At 66.4% G+C, this 23,506-nt stretch carries 21 protein-coding genes; 9 read left to right on the forward strand and 12 right to left on the reverse strand.

Annotated features, from left to right (window positions below; translation table 11 throughout):
* Positions 1-46 precede the first annotated feature (46 nt).
* From C8C94_RS01215 to C8C94_RS01235, 5 genes are read right to left on the reverse strand one after another with little or no spacing between them, the layout of a single operon-like run.
* The gene (locus C8C94_RS01215; protein WP_121419418.1) at positions 47-757 is read right to left on the reverse strand and encodes an ABC transporter ATP-binding protein; all 711 of its coding nucleotides are present in this window, start codon (positions 755-757) and stop codon (positions 47-49) included.
* Complete coding sequence (locus C8C94_RS01220) at positions 754-1,512, reverse strand: ABC transporter ATP-binding protein (protein WP_121419419.1); 759 nt, start codon at positions 1,510-1,512, stop codon at positions 754-756. Before C8C94_RS01220 ends, C8C94_RS01215 begins: the two co-directional genes overlap by 4 nt.
* A complete protein-coding gene (locus tag C8C94_RS01225) occupies positions 1,505-2,437 on the reverse strand; it encodes a branched-chain amino acid ABC transporter permease (protein ID WP_121419420.1) in 933 nt (310 codons plus the stop codon). Before C8C94_RS01225 ends, C8C94_RS01220 begins: the two co-directional genes overlap by 8 nt.
* The gene (locus C8C94_RS01230) at positions 2,434-3,312 is read right to left on the reverse strand and encodes a branched-chain amino acid ABC transporter permease (RefSeq protein ID WP_121419421.1); all 879 of its coding nucleotides are present in this window, start codon (positions 3,310-3,312) and stop codon (positions 2,434-2,436) included. The genes C8C94_RS01225 and C8C94_RS01230 overlap by 4 nt, the downstream gene beginning before the upstream one ends.
* A gap of 4 nt (positions 3,313-3,316) precedes the next feature.
* The gene (locus tag C8C94_RS01235; RefSeq protein ID WP_121419422.1) at positions 3,317-4,525 is read right to left on the reverse strand and encodes an amino acid ABC transporter substrate-binding protein; all 1,209 of its coding nucleotides are present in this window, start codon (positions 4,523-4,525) and stop codon (positions 3,317-3,319) included.
* A 219-nt stretch (positions 4,526-4,744) separates the two neighbouring features.
* Here C8C94_RS01235 and C8C94_RS01240 point away from each other — a divergent pair, with 219 nt between their 5' ends.
* From C8C94_RS01240 to C8C94_RS01260, 5 genes are all read left to right on the forward strand, one after another.
* Positions 4,745-5,740 carry a helix-turn-helix domain-containing protein gene (locus C8C94_RS01240; RefSeq protein WP_121419423.1) on the forward strand — a complete coding sequence of 332 codons (996 nt, stop codon included), beginning with the start codon at positions 4,745-4,747 and terminating at the stop codon, positions 5,738-5,740.
* A gap of 297 nt (positions 5,741-6,037) precedes the next feature.
* Positions 6,038-7,396 carry an efflux transporter outer membrane subunit gene (locus C8C94_RS01245; RefSeq protein ID WP_199731158.1) on the forward strand — a complete coding sequence of 453 codons (1,359 nt, stop codon included), beginning with the start codon at positions 6,038-6,040 and terminating at the stop codon, positions 7,394-7,396.
* A gap of 68 nt (positions 7,397-7,464) precedes the next feature.
* Positions 7,465-8,856: an efflux RND transporter periplasmic adaptor subunit gene (locus C8C94_RS01250; RefSeq protein ID WP_121419424.1), complete on the forward strand. Its 1,392-nt coding sequence runs from the start codon at positions 7,465-7,467 to the stop codon at positions 8,854-8,856.
* On the forward strand, positions 8,853-9,629 hold the full coding sequence (locus tag C8C94_RS01255; protein WP_121419425.1) for an ABC transporter ATP-binding protein: 777 nt from the start codon (positions 8,853-8,855) through the stop codon (positions 9,627-9,629). Before C8C94_RS01250 ends, C8C94_RS01255 begins: the two co-directional genes overlap by 4 nt.
* The gene (locus C8C94_RS01260; RefSeq protein ID WP_121419426.1) at positions 9,629-10,834 is read left to right on the forward strand and encodes an ABC transporter permease; all 1,206 of its coding nucleotides are present in this window, start codon (positions 9,629-9,631) and stop codon (positions 10,832-10,834) included. The genes C8C94_RS01255 and C8C94_RS01260 overlap by 1 nt, the downstream gene beginning before the upstream one ends.
* Positions 10,835-10,917: 83 nt before the next feature.
* On the opposite strand, the gene C8C94_RS01265 is transcribed toward C8C94_RS01260, so the two are convergent.
* Complete coding sequence (locus C8C94_RS01265; RefSeq protein WP_121419427.1) at positions 10,918-11,310, reverse strand: Hsp20/alpha crystallin family protein; 393 nt, start codon at positions 11,308-11,310, stop codon at positions 10,918-10,920.
* A 92-nt stretch (positions 11,311-11,402) separates the two neighbouring features.
* Here C8C94_RS01265 and C8C94_RS01270 point away from each other — a divergent pair, with 92 nt between their 5' ends.
* Positions 11,403-12,749 (forward strand): branched-chain amino acid ABC transporter substrate-binding protein, encoded by a 1,347-nt coding sequence (locus C8C94_RS01270; RefSeq protein ID WP_121419428.1) that lies wholly within the window; start codon positions 11,403-11,405, stop codon positions 12,747-12,749.
* A gap of 70 nt (positions 12,750-12,819) precedes the next feature.
* Here C8C94_RS01270 and C8C94_RS01275 read toward each other — a convergent pair whose 3' ends face one another.
* The 6 genes from C8C94_RS01275 to C8C94_RS01300 form a co-directional block, all read right to left on the reverse strand.
* Positions 12,820-13,590 carry an ABC transporter permease gene (locus C8C94_RS01275; RefSeq protein ID WP_370449702.1) on the reverse strand — a complete coding sequence of 257 codons (771 nt, stop codon included), beginning with the start codon at positions 13,588-13,590 and terminating at the stop codon, positions 12,820-12,822.
* Positions 13,587-14,567, reverse strand: a complete 981-nt coding sequence (locus C8C94_RS01280; protein WP_121419429.1) for an ABC transporter ATP-binding protein — start codon at positions 14,565-14,567, stop codon at positions 13,587-13,589. The genes C8C94_RS01275 and C8C94_RS01280 overlap by 4 nt, the downstream gene beginning before the upstream one ends.
* Before the next feature lie 214 nt (positions 14,568-14,781).
* Positions 14,782-15,858: a lytic murein transglycosylase B gene (mltB, locus tag C8C94_RS01285; RefSeq protein WP_121419430.1), complete on the reverse strand. Its 1,077-nt coding sequence runs from the start codon at positions 15,856-15,858 to the stop codon at positions 14,782-14,784.
* A 137-nt stretch (positions 15,859-15,995) separates the two neighbouring features.
* A complete protein-coding gene (locus tag C8C94_RS01290; protein ID WP_121419431.1) occupies positions 15,996-18,023 on the reverse strand; it encodes a DUF3488 and transglutaminase-like domain-containing protein in 2,028 nt (675 codons plus the stop codon).
* Between the two features lie 112 nt (positions 18,024-18,135).
* On the reverse strand, positions 18,136-19,191 hold the full coding sequence (locus tag C8C94_RS01295) for a DUF58 domain-containing protein (RefSeq protein WP_121419432.1): 1,056 nt from the start codon (positions 19,189-19,191) through the stop codon (positions 18,136-18,138).
* A 3-nt stretch (positions 19,192-19,194) separates the two neighbouring features.
* A complete protein-coding gene (locus C8C94_RS01300; protein ID WP_010460095.1) occupies positions 19,195-20,115 on the reverse strand; it encodes a MoxR family ATPase in 921 nt (306 codons plus the stop codon).
* Positions 20,116-20,168: 53 nt separating this feature from the next.
* Here C8C94_RS01300 and C8C94_RS01305 point away from each other — a divergent pair, with 53 nt between their 5' ends.
* The 3 genes from C8C94_RS01305 to C8C94_RS01315 all read left to right on the forward strand — a co-directional run bounded on the left by C8C94_RS01305 (position 20,169) and on the right by C8C94_RS01315 (position 23,389).
* The gene (locus tag C8C94_RS01305; RefSeq protein WP_199731160.1) at positions 20,169-21,122 is read left to right on the forward strand and encodes a histone deacetylase family protein; all 954 of its coding nucleotides are present in this window, start codon (positions 20,169-20,171) and stop codon (positions 21,120-21,122) included.
* 138 nt (positions 21,123-21,260) lie between these two features.
* Positions 21,261-22,049 carry an enoyl-CoA hydratase gene (locus C8C94_RS01310; protein ID WP_370449703.1) on the forward strand — a complete coding sequence of 263 codons (789 nt, stop codon included), beginning with the start codon at positions 21,261-21,263 and terminating at the stop codon, positions 22,047-22,049.
* A 5-nt stretch (positions 22,050-22,054) separates the two neighbouring features.
* Complete coding sequence (locus C8C94_RS01315; protein ID WP_121419435.1) at positions 22,055-23,389, forward strand: mechanosensitive ion channel family protein; 1,335 nt, start codon at positions 22,055-22,057, stop codon at positions 23,387-23,389.
* The last annotated feature ends 117 nt before the right edge of the window (positions 23,390-23,506 follow it).

Below are 23,506 nucleotides of genomic sequence, written 5' to 3' on the forward strand. Positions count from 1 at the left end.
TGAAAGCTCCTGAAAAAGAACAGATAAAAAAGGGGGAAAGAGGTATTCAGGTCACGCCCAGGTAGGCTTGTCGAACCACGTCGGACTGCAGCAAGTCAGAGGCTGCGCCAGACGCCACGATGCGTCCTCGCTCCAGCACATAGCCGCGCTGCGCGATCTGCAGTGCCTTGCGCACGTTCTGCTCCACCATGAGCACGGTCACGCCCTGCGCGGCAATGCGCTGCACGATGGCTAGCAGCTCATCGACCATGCGCGGCGCCAGGCCCAGCGAGGGCTCGTCCAGCATCAACAGGCGCGGGCCGCTCATCATGGCGCGGGCCACGGCCACCATCTGCTGCTCGCCGCCGCTCATGGTGCCGGCTAGCTGTGTGGCGCGTTCCTTGAGGCGGGGAAAGTCTTCAAACGCCTGGTGCAACCGCTCGGCGCGCACCCGCGATGGCACCAGCCAGCCGCCCAGCTCCAGGTTCTCGGTCACCGTCATCTGCGGAAAAAGCTGGCGACCTTCGGCGACCAACGCCAGGCCGCGTTGCACGCAGGCCGTGGCGTTCATTGCAGGCACGGCCTGGCCGTCGAGCGTCACCGTGCCTTGGCGCGGCAGCAGGCCCGCCAACGCCTTGAGCAGCGTGGTCTTGCCCGCGCCGTTGGGGCCGACGATGACGGTGATGCCGGGCGCGGCTTCCAGTGCCAGGTCCTGCAGCACCTGAAAGCCGTGGTAGCCCGTGGTCAGGTTCTGCACGGTGAGGTGTGCGCCGCTCATGCCGTGGCTCCTTCGCTGGTGGCTGTCATTTCGTCACCCAGATAGGCCTCGATCACGTGCGGGTCGCGCACCACTTCGGCGGGCGTGCCGTAGGCAATCTTGCGGCCCTGGTGCAGAACCAGCACACGCTCCACGTACTTGAGCAGCGTGGTCACCGCATGCTCGATCCACACCACGGTCAGGCCCCAGTCATCGCGCAGGCGGCGGATGCGCTGGGCCATGGCGTCCACCTCGGCCTCTGTCAGGCCCGCAGCCACCTCGTCGAGCAACAACAGGCGCGGGCGTGTGCCCAGGGCCATGCCGATCTCCAGCAGGCGCTGCTGCGACGGCGTCACATCGGCGGCAGGGCGGTCGGCCAGGTGCGCCAGGCCCAGCATGGCCAGGATCTCGCCCTCGCTGCGCAGGCCCTCGGGCCCCTGGCGGTGGCGGCCTGCGAACTGCATGCCAAAGCGCACGTTGTCGCGCACCGTCATGTCGGGGAACACGCGCGGCGTCTGGAAGGTGCGGGCAATACCGTGGGCTGCATAGTGGTGCGGGCCCTTGCCGGTCAGGTTGTCGGCACCACAGTGCAGCGTGCCCGAGGTAGGCGGCTGCACGCCCGAGATGGCGTTGAAGAACGTGGTCTTGCCCGCACCGTTGGGGCCGATGATGCCGATCAGCTCGCCCGTGTGCAGCGTGGCGCTCACGCCATCCACGGCAGTCAGGCCGCCAAAGCGCACGGTCACGCTGTCAATGGTCAACAGGGCTTCAGCCATGGTGCACCTCCGCAGCAGGCTTGCGCCGTTGCCACAGCGTGGCCAGGCCATTGGGCAAGTACATCACGCACAGAATCAGCAGCAGGCCCAGCACCATCATGTAGCCGTAGGGCAGCTGCAGGCGCAGGGTTTCGGCCAGCAGGCTGAACACGATGGCTGCGAGGATGGGGCCGCCAATGCTGGTCGCGCCGCCAATCAACGCGATCAGCACCGTCTGGAAGCCGATGAAGGGGCTGAACACGGCTGCGGGCTCGATGTAGGTCCAGCGCACGGCCATGGCCGCGCCTACGGCGCCCGCAAAGGCGGCGGTGATGCCGAAGCCCGCGATCTTGGCCAGGCGCGTGTCCACGCCCAGGGTCTGCGCGCGCTGCTCGTCGGCGCCGATGCCTGCCAGTGCGAGGCCAAACCGGCTGCACTGGATGGCAATGGCGGTGGCAATGGCCGCCGCCGCGATCAGCAGCACCGTGAGGTACACGGTCTCGTTGCTGGGCACCACCGTGAGCACGCGGCCCACGGTGCCCGACACCTGCTTTTCGACAAAGGTCACCGCGTGGCGGATCAGCTCCGTCATGCCAAAGGTCAGCACCGCAAAGTAGGTGCCGCGAAGGTGCAGCACGGCCGCGCCCATCACCACGGCCACGATGGTGGCGATCAGTGCGCCGCTCAGAATCACCAGCGGCCAGGGCAGCACGCCCAGCAGCGTGGCGCTGGTGTACGCACCAATGCCAAAGAAGGCCGACGTGGCAAGTGAGAGGTAGCGCGTTGCGCCGCAAAACAGCGACCAGCTGGTGGCCAGCGCGATGTACATCAGGCAGCTGAGCAGCACCGAGGTGGCGAACTCGGACACCAGCCAGGGCAAGGTGGCGACCACGGCTAACCCCGCTGCCAGTGCGAGCCAGGGCTTGTTGGAATGGAGAGATTTCATTTTTTGGAAAAGAGGCCGTTGGGGCGCCAGATCAGCACGCCGATGAATACCGCGTAACTCAGCAGCATCTTGAGAGACGGGCTGCTGAAATGCATACCCAGCGCCTCGACCACGCCCAGCAGCAGGCCGCCGGCCAGACTGCCTGCCAGGCTGCCAAAGCCGCCCAGCGTGATCACGATCAGCGCCGTCACGGTGTAGGGCTCACCCATCGACGGAGAAATCTCATACGTCATGGACAGCAGCGCACCCGCCACGCCCGACAGGCCCAGTCCAATGCCAAACATCATGGGATGCAGGCGCCGGGTGTTGATGCCCACCAACTGCGCGCCCGTGGGCGACTGCATCAGTGCCCGCACGGCCTTGCCCAGCAGCGTGAGCTTGAGCAGCGCGATCAGCGCGGCCGACAGCGCCAGCGCCACGCCGAACAGCACCAGCTTGTTCTCGGTGAAGCGCATGCCCGCAATCTGCACCGGGTCGGACAGGTATTCATAGCCGCGCAGGTCGCCGCCCCAGATCAACAGGGCGGTGTTCTGCACCAGGAACATCAGGCCGAAGCCCACCATCAGGCTGCGCGCCTCGAACACGTCCACATTCGGTGCGCGAGCCGCCAGGCGTTTGAAGCACAGCGCATGCACCACCACGCCCAGCACAAACAGCGCAATGAACGCTAGCGGCATGAGCAGCAGCGGCGAGATGCCTGTGGCCGTGTGCGCCCACCAGGTCAGAAACGCGCCGAGCATCAGAAACTCGCCGTGCGAGATGTTCATGATGCGCATCAGCCCGTATTGCAGGTTCAGGCCCATGGCCACCAGCGCATAGATGCCGCCGGTAATAAGGCCACTGGCGACCAGTTCGGCCCAGGAGGTCAAAGACACTTTGTTATTTCCACGCAGGTTTACTGGTGTTCAACTGCGCCGTGGCCCGGTCCTTGGGCCACACCACCTCAAAGTCGTTGCCTTGCCACTGGCTCACCGTGCCGGGGATGGATGCGTTTTCGCTGCCCTGGAAGCGGATGCCGCCCAGGATGGTCTGGAACTCGTTCTTGGCGATGTGCTCGCGCAGCGCCTTGCGGTCCAGGCCCGCCTTTTCCACGGCTTGCTGCAGGATCTGCAGGCCCGCCCAGGCGTGGCCGCTGGCCCAGCGGTCGGGTTCCTTGTTGAATTTCTTCACGTGGGCGTCGAAGTAGGCCTTGGCCTCGGGGCTGGTCTTCACGCTCCACGAGCCCATGCCGATCACGCCCTCGGTGTTGGCCTGCATCACGTTCTTGTAGAGCTGGAAGGCCGTGCCCACCGAGGCGTAAAAGAACTTGGGGTTCAGCCCCACCTCGCGCGCCTGGCGGCTGGCCAGGATGGTGTCGGGCGGGTAGGTGATGCCGATGAAGGCGTCGGGGTTCTGGTCCTTGATACCGCGCAGCACGGGGGCCAGGTCCTTCACGCCCAGCGGGTAGCTCTTGCGCTCCAGCACCTGGATGCTGGTCTTCTTGAGCGCGTTGTTCAGCGCGGCAAAGTTCTCCAGACCAAACAGGTCGTCCATGTAGACGATGGCAATGGTTTTGACGTTGTTGGCCACCAGCATGTCCACCAGCGCGCCCATCATCTTGTCGGGCTGCTGCAGCAGCGAGAAGAAGTAGGGCAGGTTCATGTCGATCAGCTTGCGCGACAGCGCCGTGGGCGCCAGCAGCGGGTAGCCAAAGCGGTTGGCCAGCGGCGCGATGGCGAAGTTGGCGCCCGAGCCCCAGGGCGGCAGGATCAGGTCCACCTTGTCGCTGCCCATCAGCTTTTCGTAGGTGCGCACACAGGTTTCCGTCTCGCTGCGGTCGTCGTAGCCGATGAGTTCGATGGGGCGCTTGGTGCCCTTCACGCTCAGCCCGCCCGCCGCGTTCACCTGCTCGGCCCACAACAGGTAGTTGGGCTCCTGGCTCACCTGCGCGCCGGCCGCCCAGGGGCCTGTGCGGGCAATCGCATAGCCAATGCGGATGGGCGCTGCGCTGCTGCCCTGGGCCCACAGCTGGGGGGCCACGGCCAGGGTGCCGACCGTGGCGGCGGCGCCTTTGATCCACTGGCGCTTGGAGGGTTGGTGTGCTGTCATTGTGTGTCTCCTCGGATGGGGCCTGCGTGGTGCACGCCGTGCCAAGAATCGTAGGGAGACGGGCCCCAGCGCGCTGCGCTGAGCGTGCACAAAACGCTTGCCTCAGCGTGCAGGCGGCAGCGGGTTTACCCGGATTTCCCTCGGTGGCACGGGGTAACGGGGCCCCGGATAATTCAGGGGCATAACGATCCGGCTTGCGCCCAACTGCCTGGAGACACCATGGCCCAATCATTGACCGAGGTATCCACCGACGCCGTGCCCGCGCGCGACCGCCTGCACCTGTGGGGCGACGCGGTGTGGCGCCTCATTGGCGGGCTGGAGTCCGATGCGTTTGGCGACGATGCCTTTGCGGGCCACATCACCTCGGGCCAGGCGGGCTATGTGAACCTGTGCCAGCTGGATGTGAGCCGCCACCGCGTGGTGCGCACCCCCAGCCTCATCCGGGGCAGCGACCGGGCCTACATCAAGGTGGTGGCGCAGCTCGAAGGGCGCGCCTGCTTTGAGCAGAACGGCCGCCAGGTGTGGCTGTCGCCCGGCGAGTGGAGCGTGTACGACACCACGCGCGCCTACGCCGTGAGCAACCCCGAGGCCGTGCGGCAGATGGTGCTGATGATTCCCAAGGAGCAGCTGCCCGAGCGCAAGCTCAAGCTCGATGACCTGATGGTGCAGCGCTTCTCGGGCACCACGGGCGTGTCGCGCCTCGCGTGGGACACCATGCGCGCCGCGTTTGCCGAGCTGCCCACCATGTCCGACGTGGCCGCCGATGGCGTGGCCGATGTGATCACGCACCTGGTGCAGCTGTCGCTGCTGGAGCGCAACGGCCAGCAAAGCCTGCTGTCGCAGCGCGAGGCGCTGCGTGACCGCATCAGCCAGTACATCGACCGCCACCTGGGCGACCCCGATCTCACCATTGACCGCATGGCCCAGGCGCTCAACTGCAGCAAGCGGCATCTGTACAACGCGGTGGCCGATGACGAGGAAACCCTGGCCGCCATGATCCAGCGCCGCCGCCTGGAGGCCTGCCTGCGCGACCTGCGCCACCCGGCGCACGCGCAGCGCTCGGTCACCGACATTGCGCTGTCCTGGGGCTTCAGCAACAGCGCGCATTTCAGCCGGGCGTTCCGCGCGCATGTGGGCTGCAGCCCCAGCGAATACCGGGCCCGGGCTTTTGCGCCGGTGGTGTTGCTGCGCGACCAGTCGCTGCGCGCGCACTGATCGACGACCTGGCCCACAGGCGGGCTGTGCCCGTTGTGCGGCACTGCAGGCCCATGTGTTTGAGGTGCAGGCTGCGTCGGCGCGACCGCCCAGTGATCGTTGACTTGCATCAATTCTTTACGCGGGCTTGACCCAGTCGGTACCTTGGCTGCGCAATCGCTGCTCACAATGGGGTTTTCCCCTGCGTAGCCATTGCCCATGCGTTTTCTCCCACCGGCCTCTCCAGGCGCTCCCACCGCTCGCACAGCGCACGTTGTGCGCGCTGCGCCGTGGAGGCAAACGGCCCTGATTGTGTGCGTGCTGCTCGCCACCGGGTGTGCCAGCCTGGCACCCACCGACGACACCTTGCCCCAGGTGGCCGTTCCCTCGGCTTGGTCTTCGGGAGGTAACGGTGCCTCGCAAGCGGCTGCAACTACATCCCTCGCCCAGTGGTGGCAGCGGTTTGACGATGCAGTGCTCACCACGCTGGTCGAGCAAGCCTTGCGCGCCAACACCAGCGTGCGCACTGCCCAGGCCGCGTTGCAGCAAGCACGTGCCCAGGTGGATGTGCAGTCGGCCGGGCTGCTGCCCAGCGTGGGCGCATCCGCCTCGGCGCAGCGCAGCCGGGCCAGCAACAGCACGGGCAACAGTTTCCAGGCTGGCTTTGATGCGAGCTGGGAGCCCGATGTGTTTGGCCGCCTGCGCAGCGGCGTGAGCGCCAGCGAGGCCGATGCGCGCGCGGCAGAGGCCAGCCTGGCCGACGTGCAGGTGTCGCTGTCGGCCGAGGTGGCCGTCAACTACATCGAGCTGCGCGGGCTGCAGCAGCGCCTGGCCATTGCGCGCAGCAACTTGGCCAGCCAGCAGGAGACCCTGCAGCTCACGCAGTGGCGCCTGCAGGCGGGGCTGACCACCTCGCTCGTCACCGAGCAGGCCCGTGCAGCGGCCGAGCAGACCGCCGCGCAGATTCCCAGCCTGGAAGCCAGCCTGGCGCAGTCGCGCTACAGCCTGGCCGTGCTGACGGGCCAGGTGCCCGGCGCGCTCGACGCTACCCTGGCCGCCAGTGCCCCTGTGCCTCAGCCGACCGCAGAGCTCGCCCTGGCGATCCCGGCCGAGACGCTGCGCCAGCGGCCCGATGTGCGTGCGGCCGAGCAACGCATTGCGGCCGCCCTGGCGCGCTTGTCGCAGGCCGATGCAGCGCGCTACCCCAGCTTCTCCCTCGGTGGCTCGCTGGGCCTGCGCGCCCTCACGCTGGGTGCGTTGTCGGGTGGCAGTGCGGTAACCAGTGCCTTGCTGGGCAGCGTGTCCATCCCGCTGCTGGATGGCGGCGCCGCCCGCGCGCAGGTGCGCGTGCAGTCTGCAGCGCTGGAGCAGGCCCGTGTGGCCTACGAAGCCACCGTCCTCACGGCCCTGCAGGATGTGGAGAACGCGCTGGTAGCCTTGCGTGGCGATCGTGAAAAGCTGGAGCGACTGACGGCCGCCGCAGACGCCGCCCGCAACGCCGCGCTGCTGGCACAGCAGCGCTACAGCAGTGGGCTGATCGACTTTCAGGCGGTGCTGGAGACCCAGCGCACGTTGCTGTCCACGCAAGAGAGCGTGGCCACCACCACCGCTGCCGTTGCGGCAGACCATGTGCGCCTCTACAAGGCGCTGGGCGGCGGCTGGGCGGTAGCCGAATGAACAGCTGACAAGCCCTTCCACACGCCCACACCATTGCCTGTCAGCCCCCATTTTCTGATTCACGCCCCATGCCAAATACCGACACCTCCGCTTCTTCTGCACCCGCCAAAGCCGCCCCCTCCGACCTGAGCGCCTTGCTGGGGGCTGACCGTCCGCGCCGCTGGTGGCAGCGCACTACTGTGTGGCTGGGGGTGGTAGCGCTCGTGGTGGTGGGCGGTGGCTTGTATGCCTGGCAATCGCGCCAGAGCGCCAGCACTGCACCCACCTATGTCACCGAAGAGCTGCGCCGGGGCAATCTCACACTCACCGTGTCGGCCAACGGCACGCTGCAGCCCACGCGCTCGGTCACCATTGGCAGCGAGCTGTCGGGCACCGTGCGCAACGTGCTGGTGGATGTGAACGACAAGGTCAAGAAGGGGCAGCTGCTGGTGGAGCTGGACACCGCCAAGCTTGAATCGCAGGTGCTGCGCTCGCGCGCATCGCTGGCGTCGGCGCGGGCGCGCCTGGCACAGGCCGTGGCCACCACCAAAGAGGCCATTGCCAACTTTGGCCGGCTCGAAGAGGTGGCCCGCCTGTCCGGCGGTAAGGTGCCCTCGGCCTCCGAGCTGGACGCAGGCCGCGCCACGCTGGACCGCGCCCGCGCCGACGAAACCAGTGCCGGCGCCACGGTCGAGGACGCACGCGCTGCGCTGTCCACCGACGAGACCAATTTGTCCAAGGCCTCCATCCGCTCGCCTATCGACGGCGTGGTGCTGACCCGCACGGTGGAGCCTGGCAACGCGGTGGCCGCATCGCTGCAAGCGGTTACGCTGTTCACCGTGGCCGAAGACCTCACGCGGCTGCGGCTGGATGTGAGCGTGGACGAGGCCGATGTGGGCTCGGTCAAGGTGGGACAGGACGCGAGCTTTACGGTCAGCGCCTACCCTTCGCGCCGCTACCCGGCCCAGGTCACGCGCGTGTCGTTTGGCTCCACCAAGACAGACAACGTGGTGACCTACATCACCTGGCTGGAAGTAAATAACAGTGACATGAGCCTGCGCCCCGGCATGACGGCGGCGGCCACCATCACCTCCACCGAGCGCAAGGATGTGCTGCTGGTGCCCAACACGGCGCTGCGCTTCACGCCTGCGCAGGCTGCCGGGGTAGAGGCCAAGCCGGGTGCCGGTGGTGCCAAGCCTGCTGCATCGGGCGGCAGCAGCAGTAGCGGCGGGATCATGTCGCAGCTCATGCCGCGCATGCCACGGTCTGGCTCGGGCCCACGCAAACCGGGTGCGGGGGGCGAGGCGGGCGATGGCGCGGGCAAGACGCGGCAGGTGTGGGTGCTGCAGGACGGTGCCGCCAAGCCCTTCACCGTGCAGGTGGGCATCAGCGATGGCCGCCATACCGAGGTCACCGGCGACGGCCTCACGCCCGGCATGGCCGTGATCACCGACCAGCGCGCGGCTGGGGCCAAGCCATGAGCGTGGCGGGCGACATCCCCATCATCCGCCTGCGTGGCGTGACCAAAGTCTATGGCGAAGGGGCGCTGGCCTTTCAGGCGCTCAAGGGCGTTCATCTCGACATTGCGCAGGGCGACTTTGTGGCCATCATGGGCCCCAGCGGCTCGGGCAAGTCCACGGCCATGAACACGCTGGGCTGCCTGGACCGGCCCACCACGGGCGAATACCTGTTCAAGGGCGTGCATGTGGAGTCGCTCTCGCGCGACGAGCGGGCACGGCTGCGGCGGCGCTACTTTGGCTTTGTGTTCCAGGGCTTCAACCTGCTGGCGCGCACCTCGGCGCAAGAGAATGTGGAACTGCCCCTGCTGTACCGGGGCGAGTCCGCTGCGGCGCGCCATGCGGCGGCGGCGCGCGCGCTGGCGGCTGTGGGCCTCACGGGCTGGGAGCACCACACGCCCGCCGAGCTGTCGGGCGGGCAGCAGCAGCGCGTGGCCATTGCGCGCGCCATCGTCACCGAGCCCGATGTGCTGCTGGCCGACGAGCCCACCGGCAACCTCGACACGCAGCGCAGCTTTGAAATCATGGAGCTGCTCTGGCGCCTGAATGTGGACCATGGCATCACCGTGCTGATGGTCACGCACGAGCCCGACATGGCGCAGTACGCGCGGCGCATCGTGCGGTTTGTGGATGGGGTGGTGGACAGCGATGCCCCCAACCCGCACCCCAAGGGCCTGGACACTGCTGCGGTATCGACCGCGGCGGCCGTGGTCGCCTCGGATTCAGGGGGCCACTGATGCTGCTCAACACCCTGCTGCTGGCGCTGCGCTCCATCCGGCGCAATCTCATGCGCTCGTTCCTCACCATTCTGGGTATCGTGATCGGCGTGAGCGCGGTGATCACCATGGTCACGCTGGGCAATGGCGCCACGCTGGCCATCCAGAACCAGATCTCGGGCCTGGGTACCAACCTGCTGCAGGTGCGCCCCGGCCAGCGCATGGGGCCCGGCGGTGGCTCGGGTGCCCCGGCCTTCAAGGACACCGATGCCGACATGATCGCCCAGCAGATCGGCGGCATCCTGGCCGTGGCACCCGAGGCGCGAGCTGGCGCCACCGCCGTGGTGGGCGGGCGCAACTGGACGACCAGCGTGATCGGCAGCACCAACGCCTGGCTGGAGACCGGCAACTGGACCGTGCGCAGTGGCCGCGTCTTTACTGACGCGGAGTTGCGCGCCGGTGCCGCTGTCTGTCTGATCGGCGAAACCGTGCGGCGCGAGCTGTTTGGCACCGCAGATGCCGTGGGTGGCCAGCTGCGCGTGAAGGCGTTTTCGTGCGAGGTGGTGGGTGTGCTCGCGTCCAAAGGGCAGGGTGCGTTTGGCAACGACCAGGACGACACCGTGCTGGTGCCGCTGCGCACGCTGCAGCGCCGCGTGACGGGCAACACGCGGGTGAACACGCTGCTGGTGTCCATGAAGGATGGCAGCGACCCCGAGCGTGTGAAGGCCAGCCTCACCCAACTGCTGCGCGAGCTGCGCAAGCTGTCGGACTCGGACGAAGACAACTTCAACGTGCTCGACACCAAGCAGCTGGCCGACACGCTCTCGGGCACCACCAAGGTGCTGACCACGCTGCTGGGCGCCGTGGCGGCCGTGAGCCTGCTGGTGGGCGGCATCGGCATCATGAACATCATGCTGGTGAGCGTGACCGAGCGCACGCGCGAGATCGGCTTGCGCCTGGCCATTGGCGCGCTGGAGCGCGAGGTGCTGCTGCAGTTCCTGATCGAGGCCGTGGTGCTGGCCGCTTTAGGCGGGCTCATCGGCATCGTGCTGGCCACGGGCGCGTCGCTCGCGCTGTCGGGGCTGATGGGGGTGCCCTATCTTTTCAACCCCGGGGTGAATCTGCTGTCGTTCCTTTTCTCTGCGGGCATTGGCGTGGTGTTTGGCTACTTCCCGGCACGGCGCGCTGCCCGCATGGACCCCATCGATGCGCTGCGGCATGAGTAGTGCAGCGGGTCTGGAAAGAGAATTTGAATGAAAAACGCCCGTACCGCTTATGGTACGGGCGTTTCTAGCTATTAATTCAATAGTTAGTGGATCGTGAGCGTTGTGGCCTTGCTGGCAGGCTCCACCTTGGCCAGGGTCAGCGTCAGTACGCCGTTTTCCAGCTTGGCGCTGCTGTGGGCGGCGTCGATGTCAGCGGCCAGTTCCCAGGCGCGCTGCACCTGGCGCGGGGCGCCTTCCACACTTTGCAGGCGCACCACGTTGCCTTCAATGCTGATCTGCAACTGCTCGCGGGCCAGGCCGGGCACATCCAGCTGCAAGGTGGTGGCTTTGTCGTCCTGTGTGACAGTGCAGCCTGCTGCAGAACGTGCGGCAGCGGGGTCGGCCAGCGTACCCATCAAAAAACGCTGCAGGGCCTGGTCGGCGGAACGGGGGGCTTGGGCGTAGGCGGCGCGGCGGATCACGGGGGAGAAGATCATGGGGTACTCCTATAAACTGCGCGGCTCTCGACGTGGTCGCCGCATGCCAAAGAGGTGTGTACGGCCACGCCGCATTTCAAGGAAAAAATGGCATGAATAAATTGCGCTCCGTGGGCTTGAAAACAGGCACAGCGGCATTACGTCAATCCGCTTTGGCTGCAGCAGCCACGTTATGCTGCGTGCTGCTGCCTATCTCCGCGAGCCACGCCCAGGCTGCAGCACCTGGCACTGCCGTGGCGCAGGCCAAGCCCGTGAAGGTGGCGCTCATCGAAAGCCTGTCGGGCGCATTTGCCAACACGGGCGAAGCTGTGTATCGCAACATCTACTGGGCCATGGAACGTGTGAACGCGCGGGGTGGCGTGCAGTTGCCAGCCGCTGCGGGTGGCCCCCGCCCGCTGGCGCTGGAGCGCTACGACAGCAAGGGCCAGAACGAAGAGGCGCTGTCGGCCCTGCGGGCGGCCATCGACGATGGCGCGCAGGTCATCCTGCAGGGCAATTCATCGGCTACGGCGGCGGTGCTGATCGAGGCGATCAACAAACACAACGAGCGCGAGCCGAACAAGCGCGTGATTTTTCTGAATTACTCGGCGGTGGACCCCATCCTCACCAACGAGAAGTGCAGCTTCTGGCACTTTCGTTTTGACGCCCATGCCGACATGCGCATGGCCGCGCTGATGGATGTGATGCGCGAAGACAAGTCCCTCAAAAGTGTGTACCTCATCGGCCAGGACTACAGCTTTGGCCAGGCCGTGCTGCGCGAGGCCAAGAAGCAGCTGGCCGCACAACGCCCCGATGTGGCGGTGGTGGGTGACGAGCTGCACCCGGTGGGCCGCGTGAAGGACTTTGCACCCTACGCCGTCAAGATCAAGACCAGCGGCGCGCAGGCGGTGGTCACAGGCAACTGGGGCAATGACCTGACGCTGCTCGTAAAGGCCGCGCGGGAAGTGGGCTACGAGGGCAGCTTCTACACCTTCTATGGCAACGCGCTGGGTGCGCCCGCTGCCATGGGTGATGCGGGCATTGGCAAGGTGGTGGCGGTGGCCGACTGGCTGCCCAATGTGCCAGGCGCCCAGAGCGAAGCGTTCTACCAGTCTTTCCGCGAGCGTTTTCCCAAGCCGCAGGACGACTACGTGCACATGCGCATGCAGCTCATGGTGGAGGCTCTGGCCCAGTCCATCGAGCGAGCGGGCAGCACCGACGCCGTGGCCGTGGCGCGCCAGATGGAGAAGGCCGATGTGCGGCTCTCGGGCCAGGGCGGCAGCATGCGCGCGGCGGACCACCAGTTCCAGCAGGCGCTGGTGGTGGGCGTGATGGACAAAAAAGGCGCGCCGGGCGTGAAGTTTGATGTTGAAGGCTCGGGCTACGGCTTTCGCGTGGTGCGGCAGATTCCGGCGGCCAAGGCGCAGCAGCCGCACAGCTGCAGCATGCAGCGGTATTGAGTCCACGTCCTGAACCGTTCACGCTGAGCCCGCCGAAGGTCTCAGCGTGAATGTTTTTGGGACGGTGGGCTCAACGCCGGATGCGGCGCCCCGTTTTGAACACCCACCACACCACGACGAGGCACGCGGCCATGAACACCAGCGTCATGCCCGTGCTCACGCCAATGTGGACATCGGCCTGGCCATAGAACGCCCAGCGCAGTCCGCTGATGAGATAGACCACCGGGTTGAACAGCGAAACGGTCTGCCAGAACGGTGGCAGCATGTTGATGCTGTAGAACGCCCCGCCCAGAAAGGTCAGCGGCGTGATGACCAGCAGCGGGATGACCTGCAGCTTTTGGAAGCTGTCGGCCCACAGGCCGATGATGAAACCGAACAGGCAGAACGTGACGGCGGTGAGCACCAGGAAGCCCACCATCCACACCGGGTGCGCCACTTCGTAGGGCACAAACACCCGGGCCGTGGTGAGGATGAGCACCGACACCAGCAGCGACTTGCTGGCCGCTGCGCCCACATAGCCCAGCAGCACCTCCACCCAGTTCACAGGTGCGCTGAGCAGCTCGTAGATGGTGCCAGACCACTTGGGCATGTAGATGCCAAAGGCCGAGTTGGAGATGCTCTCGGACAGCAGCGACAGCATGAGCAGGCCGGGGATGATGTAGGCGCCGTAACTTACGCCGCCGATGTCGCCCATGCGTGATCCGATGGCGGAACCGAACACGATGAAGTAGAGAGCGGTGGTGAGCACCGGCGCGATCAGGCTCTGCATCCAGGTGCGAAACGCACGGTGCATCTCAAAGCGGTAGATGGCGCTGACGCCATGCCAGTTCAGGCCGTTCATGCTTGGGGTGCTTTCTGCTGAGGGGTGTCCTGGTGCACCAGGCTCACAAAGATGTCTTCGAGCGAGCTTTCGCTGGAGTGCAGATCCTTGAAATCAATGCCGTGCTCGGCCAGTGCGCGCAACAGTGCGGCAATGCCCGTGTCCTCCTGCTGCGTGTCGAAGGTGTAGGTCAGCGCGGTGCCGCCCTGGCTCAGCACGAGCGGCCAGCGTGCCAACGCGTCGGGCACTTGGTCCATCGGCTGCTGCAGGGTCAGCGTGAGCTGCTTCTTGCCCAGCTTGCGCATCAGCACGTCCTTGTCTTCCACCACGATCAGCTCACCCTTGCGGATCACACCGATGCGGTCGGCCATGTCTTCGGCTTCTTCGATGTAGTGGGTGGTGAGGATGATGGTGGTACCGGCGTCGCGCAGCTCGCGCACCAGGCGCCACATGTCATGGCGCAGCTCCACGTCGACGCCAGCACTGGGTTCGTCCAGAAACAGGATTTTGGGCTCGTGCGACAGCGCCTTGGCGATCAGCACGCGGCGCTTCATGCCGCCCGACAGCGCGAGGATCTTGCTGTCCTTCTTGTCCCAGAGCGACAGGTCCTTGAGGATCTTCTCGATGAACGCCGGGTTGGGCGCCTTGCCAAACAGGCCACGGCTGAAGTTGACCGTGGCCCACACGGTTTCAAACGAATCGGTGTGCAGCTCTTGCGGCACGAGGCCAATGGCCGCGCGGGCGGCTCGGTAGTCGTGCATGGTGTCGTGGCCGTCTGCGGTGATGGAGCCAGCCGTGGCATTGCTCATGCCGCAGATCACGCTGATGAGCGTGGTCTTGCCCGCGCCGTTGGGCCCGAGCAGGGCAAATATTTCGCCGCGCCGGATGTCCAGGTCGATGTTCTTGAGCGCCTGAAAGCCGCCCGCGTAGGTTTTACTCACGCCGCGCACCCGGACGATGGCGTCCACAGCGGGCGTTGGAGAAGGTGATACAGGCATGAAGAAAAGGGGTGGGGTGGGGGTGGGCAAAGAGGTGTGCCGCTGCGGCAGTGCTGCCGGGCCAGCGGTCCAAGCCGGGCATTGTGGACTGACTTGCGCAAGCGCGCTCGCAGGCGCCGCCAAACCCCGCATCGGCCGTCCGGCCGTCCTCCTGCCGGGCCTGCGGTGCGCCGCAGCGCCTCCCCCCAAAAGCGCCCCGGTGCGCCTGCGCGGGTCAGCGCGCGCGCGCCGCCGCCACTTCGCGGCCCAGCTCGATCACCGCCATCGCGTAGTAGCTCGACCAGTTGTAGCGGGTGATGGCGTAGAAATTTTCGGTGCCCGCCACATAGCTCGGCGCCTCTGCGCCGTTTTGCAGCTCCACCAGTGCGAGCGGGCCGTTGTGTTGTACGCCAGCCGCGTCGAGCACAGCACCCTTGGCTTGCATGCTGGCCACGCTGAAGGTGGGCAGGATGTCGGGCGCCAGCAGGTCATCCATCTGCAGCCGTGCCGTGTCGAACTGCACGCCAAAGTGCGTGGGCATGCCCGGCGTCCAGCCGTGGCCCCGGAAGTAGTTGGCTACCGAGCCGATGGCGTCGGCCGGGCTGTTGAACAGGTCCACGCGGCCATCGCCGTCATAGTCCACGGCGTAACGCACCCAGCTCGACGGCATGAACTGTCCCAGGCCCATGGCACCAGCGTAGCTGCCGCGCGGCTCGAACGGGTCGGTGTTGCTGCGGTTGGTGAGGCTCAGGAACTGCTCCAGCTCGCGGCGGAAAAATTCGGTGCGCTCCTTGGCGCGAGGATGGGCTGATGGGAAATCAAACGCCAGCGTGGCCAGCGCGTCCATCACGCGGAACGTGCCCATCTGCTGGCCGTAGATGGTCTCCACGCCGATGATCCCCACGATGATCTCGGCGGGCACGCCGTACTCGCGCTCGGCGCGCTCCAGCGTGGCCTGGTTCTCCTGCCAGAACCGCTGGCCGGCGCGGATGCGGATGGGGTCGATGAAGCGGCTGCGGTACACGCGCCAGTTCTTGGCCGTGCCCTTGGGTGGCGGCAGCATGAGCCGGGGCACCTGCGGCAAAAAATGCGCCTGCCCGATGGCCTGGCGCACCCATTCGCGGTCCAGGTCGCGGCGCGCAGCCAGGTCGTCGGCAAACTGCAGCGCCTCGGGGCGCGATGCGTAGAGCACGGCTGGCTTTTGCTTTGTGATGCTGGTTTTGGAGGATTTTTGCGGGCTAGCGCTTACTGGTAATGCGCAAGCAGCTATCAAAAATATAGCTGTTGTGATCCATGGAGCTGTCTTCTTCATTTGGGTTGTTCGTTACTTTGTTTTGTCCCTGCGCCCCGAAACCTACGCGACCCAGGCCAGGGATGCCAAGCAAGGGCCGCCCCGCAGCAAGGGCATCGTCCCCTTGGGGGGAAGCGGCGAAGCCGCTCAGGGGGGATTCATCGGTTTGGCCAGGGCAGTGCGCGAAACTCGCGCCGCAGGGCTCCCAGTTCGGTGTCGGGGTGGGGGGCGTAGCGCAGGCGTTCCAGCCGCAGCAGCCAGTCTGCCACCCCAGTAGCCTGCGGGCCGAAGTGCGCGCGCACCCGTTCGGCCATGGCGCGAGGGGGCAGGGTTTCGGGCAGCGTCAGGCCGGCGCGCGCCAGGCGCTGGCGTGTGCGAGCCAGCAGCCGCAGCCAGGGGTCGTGCTGGGCGCGTTCCCAAAGGCTCCAGCCCATGCCGCCCAGTGCAGCCGCGATGACCAGGCTGCCCAGCACGGTGGTGAGGTCCTGCCAGCTGGGAGATTCAAACCCCAGCGCCTTGAGCAGGTCCATCTGGCGGCTCTGGGTGTAGTTGAGCACCCACTGGTTCCAGCCGTTGTTGACGGCTTCCCACACGGCCCGCAGGTTCTGCACCATGCCCGGGCTCAGGGTGCCCAGGGCGTTGGCAAACACACCCTGGGGGGCGCGCAGACGCTGGAACTGGCCTACGCGCCCTGGTGAGACAGCGCCCGTGGGGTCTACGCGCGCCCAGCCGCGCCCTTCCATCCAGACCTCGGCCCAGGCATGGGCGTCGGCATTGCGCACGGTCCAGTAGCCATCCACGGGGTTGCGTTCACCCCCCTGGTAGCCCGTGACGATGCGCGCGGGCACATCCATGGCGCGCATCAGCACCACGAAGGCCGAAGCAATGTGCTCGCAAAAGCCTTCCTTGCGGTCAAACCAGAACTCGTCGGCGGTGTGCTCGCCATAGACGCCTGGATCGAGGGAGTAGTTGTAGCCCCCTGTGCGCAGGCGTTGCAGGACGGCATTCACCAGAACTTCCGTGCGGGCGTTGGCCAGTGCAGGGTCTGCCCGCATCTGTGCCGCCAGCTCCAGGGTGCGCGGATTGAAGCCGGGCGGCAGCTCTGTGTACACGCGCAGTTGCCGCACCGACTGCTGGGGGCCGTGGCGGAACTCGGGGTAGCTCACGGCCTGGTAGCGCATCACCTCGGTGATGGGACGTGCCGTCATCCACTGCAGATCCTGCGTCATGTAGGCCTGCATGTTGTTGGGCAGCTGGGGCGCCTCGGGGGTGGCCTCCAGCACCATCAGCCAGGGCTGGCGCTGGGGTTCGAGCGTTACTTCGTAGCGCACCGCCGGGCCGCTGACCTGCAGATTGGCGGGCAGGGCTGCACGTGCGGCCCAGGCGCTGTCTTCGCGGAAGGGCTCGGCCTGCCATTCCCGGCCATCGAACGCGGTCATGACGGGCCCGCGAAAGTACAGCGTGGATTGCGCAGGCACATCGGTGGGAGCCCCCTCGAAACGCAGGCGGATGGCCACGCGCTCATCCAGTGCGATCTCGGCCATGTCCCCGATCTTCATCGTGCCCGAGAGGCCGCTGCGCCCGGAGAGGTTTTCGCCGGGCATGCCCCACAACGGTGACATGCGTGGGAACAGCATGAACAGCGCCACCATGATGGGCGCGCCCAGCAGTGCCATGGTGCCCGCCATGCGAAAGGTCTGCGCCAGCGGCGGGCGCCCCACCGGCATGTGGGCATTGACCAATGCCATGAGCAAGCCCAGCAGCGCCACCAGCATGGCGGCGGCAGTCAGCAGAGATTGAGAGAAGAAGAAATTGCTGAGCATCGTGAAGAAGCCCAGGAAGAACACCACCATGGCATCGCGGCGTGCGCGCAGCTCCAGCATCTTGAGGGCGAGCAGCATGACGATGAGGGTGACACCCGCATCCCGCCCGAGGATGGTGCGGTGCGTGAACAGTGTGCCTGCCACCGCTACCAGGAGCAGGGCGGCCACCGTCCAGCGGCCGGGCAGGGGGCGGCCCGCCCAGGCCAGCCAGCCGCGCCACAGCAGCAGGCCGCCAGCCAGCAGGCTGGTCCACACCGGCAGGTTGGACACCTGCGGCGCGATGACCCAGACGATCACGAACAGCAGAAAAAGCGTGTCGCGGGCGTCGCGAGGTAGGGAAACAAGGGTCTGTCGCAGGTTCATGGCAAGGGGGCACGCCCGACAGGTGGTGATTGAATTGCTATCAAAAATATAGCACTCTGCGCTTTTCCAGCAAGCGCCAGGTGCCAATTTGATCTAAATTTTGAGGGACGACTCAGCACAATGCCAGTGCCTCCAGGCAATTTCTGCGATGGGCCGCTCCCGTGTCCGGGGCGATCTCCACACCCGGCAGGCGCAAGCCATAGTCCAGCCCCAGCCGGTCGGCCTGCAGCACCCAGGCGGTGAGGCGCGAGATGCGGGCCTCGTGGTCGGGCAGTGAGGCACGGGCCAGGTCCAGCCACAGCTCGTGCCGCTGGGCCTGCTGGGCGTCGCGGCTCACCAGGTCGTCGGTGCCAGTGGCCAGCGACTTGGCGGCCTTCTTCCAGACCACGAGCTTGAGCGGATCGCCCCGGCGGTAGGCACGCACACCGTCGAATTCGCCAATGCCCTGTGTGGGCGTGTTGCCCGCTCCGCCCGCGCGCGGTTCGCCAGACGGCAGGGGCGGTGTCGGTGTTTCGGGTGCGGGGTAGACCAGCACCTGGGCCGCGGGGCGCCAGTAGGTCCAGACGCGGAAGGTGCCCAGCGGAAAGCGCGTCTCGGCGGTCAATGTGGGAACGCGGTGCAGGCCCCGGCGCTCGGGCTTGAAAGCGACTTGCACGCTGGACTGTCCTTGCGCTGGCACGTCGGTCCAGGCCCAATGATGGGGTTCCTTTTGCGCCTCCTTGCCCGTGCCGTGCACCGACAGGGCGATGCCGTAGCGCGGGGTCTTGCGCTCGCTGGACAGCTGGATGTCAAACGCGGTGCTGCTGCCCATGAAGTGCGGCTCGGGTGCTTTCAGGTGCAGGGTCAGGCCGCGCAGGTTGGCGTGGCAGATGTGCATGCCGATCACCGCACTGCCCGCCAGCAAAAAGGTGAGCAGGTAGCCCAGGTTGAGCTGGTAGTTGATGGACGCGATGAGCAGCACGATCAGCGTCAACGCCAGCATCCAGCCCGAACCGGTGGGCAGGATATAGACATTGCGCTGCGTGAGCGCCAGCGTGTCGCTCAGAGGCAGGCGCGCCTGCCACCAGCGCTGGAAGCGGCGGCGCAGCGGCGCAAATGGGTTGAGCGTGGCGGCCAGGCTGCGCCAGCGCGCAAGAGGTGGGAGGGGCGGTGGGGTGGCGGATTCCATGGGTCAGGGCAACGGAACCGCTTCGACCATCGCGCGCACCTGCTCCACCGCGCCGCGTCCGGCGTCGCCCACGGGCACCAGGCGGTGGGCAATGGTCTGGGGCAGCACCGCCTGCACATCATCGGGCGCCACATAGTCGCGCCCGCTGATGAGGGCCTGCGCCTTGGCTGCGCGCACCAGGGCAATGCCCGCGCGGGGCGAGAGCCCTTGCAGAAACCACCGGCCCGAGCGGGTGGCCGCAATCAGGTCCTGGACATAGTTGAGCAGCGGATCGGCCGTGTGGATGGCCTGCACCTGGCGCTGCAGCTCGGCCAGTTCCTCGTCGGACAGCAGGGGCAGCATGGTGTCCACCATGTCGCGCCGGTCCGCGCCCGCCAGCAGCACACGTTCGGCGGCGCGGTCGGGGTAGCCGATGGAGATGCGCATCAAAAAGCGGTCGAGCTGCGACTCGGGCAGCGCGAAGGTGCCCAGCTGGTCGTGCGGGTTCTGCGTGGCGATCACGAAGAACGGGTGGGGCAGGGCGCGGGTTTCGCCCTCCACCGACACCTGCTTTTCTTCCATGGCTTCGAGCAGCGCGCTCTGCGTCTTGGGGCTGGCGCGGTTGATTTCGTCGGCCAGCAGCACCTGTGCAAACACCGGGCCGGGGTGGAACACGAAGGCTTCCTTGCCGCGTTCGTACACCGACACGCCGGTCAGGTCGCTGGGCATCAGGTCGGCCGTGAACTGCACGCGCGAGAACTGCAGGCCGAAGGTGCGTGACAAGGCGTGGGCCAGGGTGGTCTTGCCCACCCCGGGCACGTCTTCGATCAGCAGGTGCCCCCCCGCCAGCAGGCAGGCCACGCAGTCCTGGACCTGGGCCTGTTTGCCCACGATCACCGTGTTAAGCTGATCCAGAAGTGATTTGATTTTGTGCTGTGCGTTCATGGCATGACGTTATCCGAAAAATTGAGAAAAATGCGACACGCGGGGACAAGACTGTGAGCAAGACGGGCTATTTCACCCATCGGGATTGTTGGAAGCACGAGATGGGCCCGGGCCACCCCGAATGCCCCGAACGGCTGGACGCCATTGAGGATCGCTTGCTGATCACCGGCGTGGCCGACGCGCTGGAGCGCTACGACGCCCCCGAGGCCTCGCTGGCCGACATCGAGCTGGCCCACGGCCGCATGCACATTGCGGCGTTGCGCGGCCTGTCAGACCGGCTCAACGAAGAGCTGATGGCTGGCGGCCCCAACTACGCGCAGATCGACACCGACACCTCCATCAACGCCCACACCTGGAAGGCGTCGCTGCGCGCTGCGGGGGCGGCCCTGGCCGCCACCGATGCCGTGATGGCGGGCGAGGTGGAAAACGCGTTCTGCTCGGTGCGCCCCCCCGGCCACCATGCCTGCCGCGACAAGGCCATGGGTTTTTGCTTCTTCAACAACGTGGCCGTGGCTGCCAAATATGCGCTGCAGCGCTACAACCTGCAGCGCGTGGCGGTGGTGGACTTTGACGTGCACCACGGCAATGGCACCGAGGACATCCTGGCCAATGACCCCCGGGCGTTGATGGTCAGCATCTTCCAGCACCCGTTCTATCCCTACAGCGGCGACCATGATCCCGCCCCGAACATGGTCAACGTGCCCGTGCCCGCCTACACGCGGGGCATGGACATCCGCGAGATCATCGAGATGATGTGGATGCCCCGGCTGGAGGCCTTCAAGCCCGAGATGATTTTTGTGAGTGCGGGTTTTGACGGCCACCGCGAGGACGACATGGGCCAGCTGGGCCTGACCGAGCAGGATTACGCCTGGATCACCCAGCGTGTGAAGGACGTGGCACGCCGCTATGCCAAGGGCCGCATCGTGTCGTGCCTGGAGGGCGGCTATGTGATGGGGCCGCTGGCGCGCAGTGTGGAGGCCCATTTGCGGGCCCTCGCTGATCTTTGACTCCCCCTGAGCCGCCTGCGGCGTCTTCCCCCCAAGGGGGACGCCACCCGTGGCCTGGCAAAGCCAGTTCCACGGTGGCACTGGCCTGGAGCCGCGCCGGTTTCGGCGGCCCCGTGGCGCGCAAACACTGGAGAAATGATGACGACGAATGCCCATGAACTGCTGCAGGCCACCCGCGATGCGCGCGGCGTGGTCACTTTGACCCTGAACGACCCGGCCCGCTTCAACGCGCTGGGTGCAGAGATGCTCTCTGCGCTGCAACAGGCGCTGGACGATGCGGGCCGCGACGAGTCCGTGCGGGTGGTGGTGCTGGCCGCAGCAGGCAAGGCCTTCTGTGCCGGGCACAACCTCAAGGACATGGCGGCGAACCCGGAGCTGGCGTACTACCAGAAGCTGTTTGCGCAATGCAGCCGCATGATGCTGACCATCCACAAGCTGCCAGTACCCGTGATCGCCAGGGTGCAGGGCATGGCGACGGCGGCGGGCTGCCAGCTGGTGGCGCAGTGCGACCTGGCGGTGGCGGCGGACAGCGCCAGCTTTGCCACCAGTGGCATCCACTACGGTCTGTTCTGCGCAACGCCGAGCGTGCCGCTCGTGCGCAATGTGCCCGCCAAGCGGGCTATGGAAATGTTGCTCACCGGCGATTTCATCGATGCGCCCACCGCGCTGGCGCAGGGTCTGGTGAACCGTGTGGTGCCCGCCGATGCGCTGGATGCCGAGGTCGAAAAGTTGGTGGAGTCCATCCTGCAAAAGCCCCGCGTGGCCGTGGCCATGGGCAAGGCGCTGGTGTACCAGCAGCGGGAGCTGGGCATCGATGCGGCCTACCAGCTGGCGGGCCAGACCATGGCCACCAACATGATGGACGCCGCCGCGCAAGAGGGCGCGCGCGCCTTTGCCGAAAAGCGCCAGCCCACCTGGAAGCGCTGAGAGCCATGGCCGCGACAGAAATCCCCATGCTGGAAGATGTGGGCCGCTGGGCCGAGGCGTTTCTTCGGCCCACGGTGCTGGTGGAGTTTGCCGCCCTGGCCGCCTGCCTGGGCCTGGCCTGGTTGCTGGTGTCGCTGCTGCAGCGTGGGCTGCACCGGGGTGACCCGCGCTCGATCCTGTTCGGCACGCGGATTGTCGATGGCGCACTGTTTCCGCTGGCGTTGCTGAGCCTGGCTTATGTGGCGCGCACCGTGCTGCTGCAGTGGGTTCCGCTGGCCGTGTTCAAGGTCGCCGTGCCGGTGCTGGTGTCGCTGGTGGTCATCCGCATCGGGGTGAAGGTGCTGCAGGTGGCCTACCCGGATGCCGCCTGGGTGCGGCCGATTGAACGCTCCATCTCGTGGCTGGCCTGGCTGGGCATGGTGCTGTGGGTCACGGGGCTGTTGCCCTTGGTGCTCGAAGAGCTGGACCAGATCCACTGGAAGGTGGGGGGCGCCACGCTGTCGGTGCGCACCATGATCGAAGGGGCACTGACGGCTGCTGCCGTGTTGCTGATCGCTCTGTGGATATCTGCCGCCATCGAGTCGCGCCTGCTGCGCTCGGCCACCGGGGCCGAGCTGTCGCTGCGCAAGGCCGTGAGCAATGCCGTGCGGGCGCTGCTGATCTTCGTCGGGCTCATCATGGCTCTGTCGGCCGTGGGCATTGACCTGACTGCGTTGTCGGTGCTGGGCGGCGCTGTGGGGGTGGGCATTGGTTTTGGCCTGCAGAAGCTGGCGTCCAACTATGTGAGCGGTTTTGTGATCCTGGCCGAGCGCAGCATGCGCATTGGCGACAATGTGCGGGTGGACAACTTCGAGGGGCGCATCACCGATATCAATGCGCGCTACACGGTGGTGCGCTCGTCCACGGGCCGCGAGTCCATCGTGCCCAATGAGATGCTGATCATCCAGCGGGTGGAAAACCTGTCGCTGGCGGACCCCCGGGTGTGGTTGTCCACCGTGGTGAGCGTTGGCTATGACAGCGATGTGGACCTGGTGACGCGGCTGCTGGGCGAGGCCGCCTTTGCCAGCAGCCGTGTGCTGCGCGATCCGGCGCCCAGTGTGTCCTTGTCGACGTTTGGTGCCGATGGGCTGGAGTTCACCGTGGGCTTCTGGATTGCCGACCCCGAGAACGGTTCGCTGGGCCTGCGCTCGGAGATCAACCGCGCCATCCTGAGTGCACTGCGCGCCCACAAGATCGAAATCCCTTATCCGCAGCGGGTCATGCATGTGCAGGTCGAGGGAGCACTGCCCCCTGCTGTGTCGAATGCGGCGGTGGGCCGCGCACTGGCGGGTTCTGAGTAGCCTTGCCCGCTTGTCCGGCAGCTGCAGGTTGCCCAAGGCGACAGCAAACTCTAGACAGGTACTGCGCCCACTCGCCTATAATCCACAAAAAGCACGATCGTTCTTTTTTCTAATCGT

This window comes from Acidovorax sp. 94, from assembly GCF_003634645.1.
Classification (GTDB): Bacteria; Pseudomonadota; Gammaproteobacteria; order Burkholderiales; family Burkholderiaceae_C; genus Acidovorax; species Acidovorax facilis.

Excerpts from the sequence above, each read along its gene's own strand:
- C8C94_RS01215 (WP_121419418.1), bottom strand. The coding sequence starts at position 757 with ATGAGCGGCGCACACCTCACCGTGCAGAACCTGACCACGGGCTACCAC.
- C8C94_RS01220 (WP_121419419.1), bottom strand. The coding sequence starts at position 1,512 with ATGGCTGAAGCCCTGTTGACCATTGACAGCGTGACCGTGCGCTTTGGC.
- C8C94_RS01225 (WP_121419420.1), bottom strand. The coding sequence starts at position 2,437 with ATGAAATCTCTCCATTCCAACAAGCCCTGGCTCGCACTGGCAGCGGGG.
- C8C94_RS01235 (WP_121419422.1), bottom strand. The coding sequence starts at position 4,525 with ATGACAGCACACCAACCCTCCAAGCGCCAGTGGATCAAAGGCGCCGCC.
- C8C94_RS01240 (WP_121419423.1), top strand. The coding sequence starts at position 4,745 with ATGGCCCAATCATTGACCGAGGTATCCACCGACGCCGTGCCCGCGCGC.
- C8C94_RS01250 (WP_121419424.1), top strand. The coding sequence starts at position 7,465 with ATGCCAAATACCGACACCTCCGCTTCTTCTGCACCCGCCAAAGCCGCC.
- C8C94_RS01255 (WP_121419425.1), top strand. The coding sequence starts at position 8,853 with ATGAGCGTGGCGGGCGACATCCCCATCATCCGCCTGCGTGGCGTGACC.
- C8C94_RS01260 (WP_121419426.1), top strand. The coding sequence starts at position 9,629 with ATGCTGCTCAACACCCTGCTGCTGGCGCTGCGCTCCATCCGGCGCAAT.
- C8C94_RS01265 (WP_121419427.1), bottom strand. The coding sequence starts at position 11,310 with ATGATCTTCTCCCCCGTGATCCGCCGCGCCGCCTACGCCCAAGCCCCC.
- C8C94_RS01270 (WP_121419428.1), top strand. The coding sequence starts at position 11,403 with ATGAATAAATTGCGCTCCGTGGGCTTGAAAACAGGCACAGCGGCATTA.
- C8C94_RS01275 (WP_370449702.1), bottom strand. The coding sequence starts at position 13,590 with ATGAACGGCCTGAACTGGCATGGCGTCAGCGCCATCTACCGCTTTGAG.
- C8C94_RS01280 (WP_121419429.1), bottom strand. The coding sequence starts at position 14,567 with ATGCCTGTATCACCTTCTCCAACGCCCGCTGTGGACGCCATCGTCCGG.
- mltB (WP_121419430.1), bottom strand. The coding sequence starts at position 15,858 with ATGAAGAAGACAGCTCCATGGATCACAACAGCTATATTTTTGATAGCT.
- C8C94_RS01290 (WP_121419431.1), bottom strand. The coding sequence starts at position 18,023 with ATGAACCTGCGACAGACCCTTGTTTCCCTACCTCGCGACGCCCGCGAC.
- C8C94_RS01295 (WP_121419432.1), bottom strand. The coding sequence starts at position 19,191 with ATGGAATCCGCCACCCCACCGCCCCTCCCACCTCTTGCGCGCTGGCGC.
- C8C94_RS01300 (WP_010460095.1), bottom strand. The coding sequence starts at position 20,115 with ATGAACGCACAGCACAAAATCAAATCACTTCTGGATCAGCTTAACACG.
- C8C94_RS01310 (WP_370449703.1), top strand. The coding sequence starts at position 21,261 with ATGACGACGAATGCCCATGAACTGCTGCAGGCCACCCGCGATGCGCGC.
- C8C94_RS01315 (WP_121419435.1), top strand. The coding sequence starts at position 22,055 with ATGGCCGCGACAGAAATCCCCATGCTGGAAGATGTGGGCCGCTGGGCC.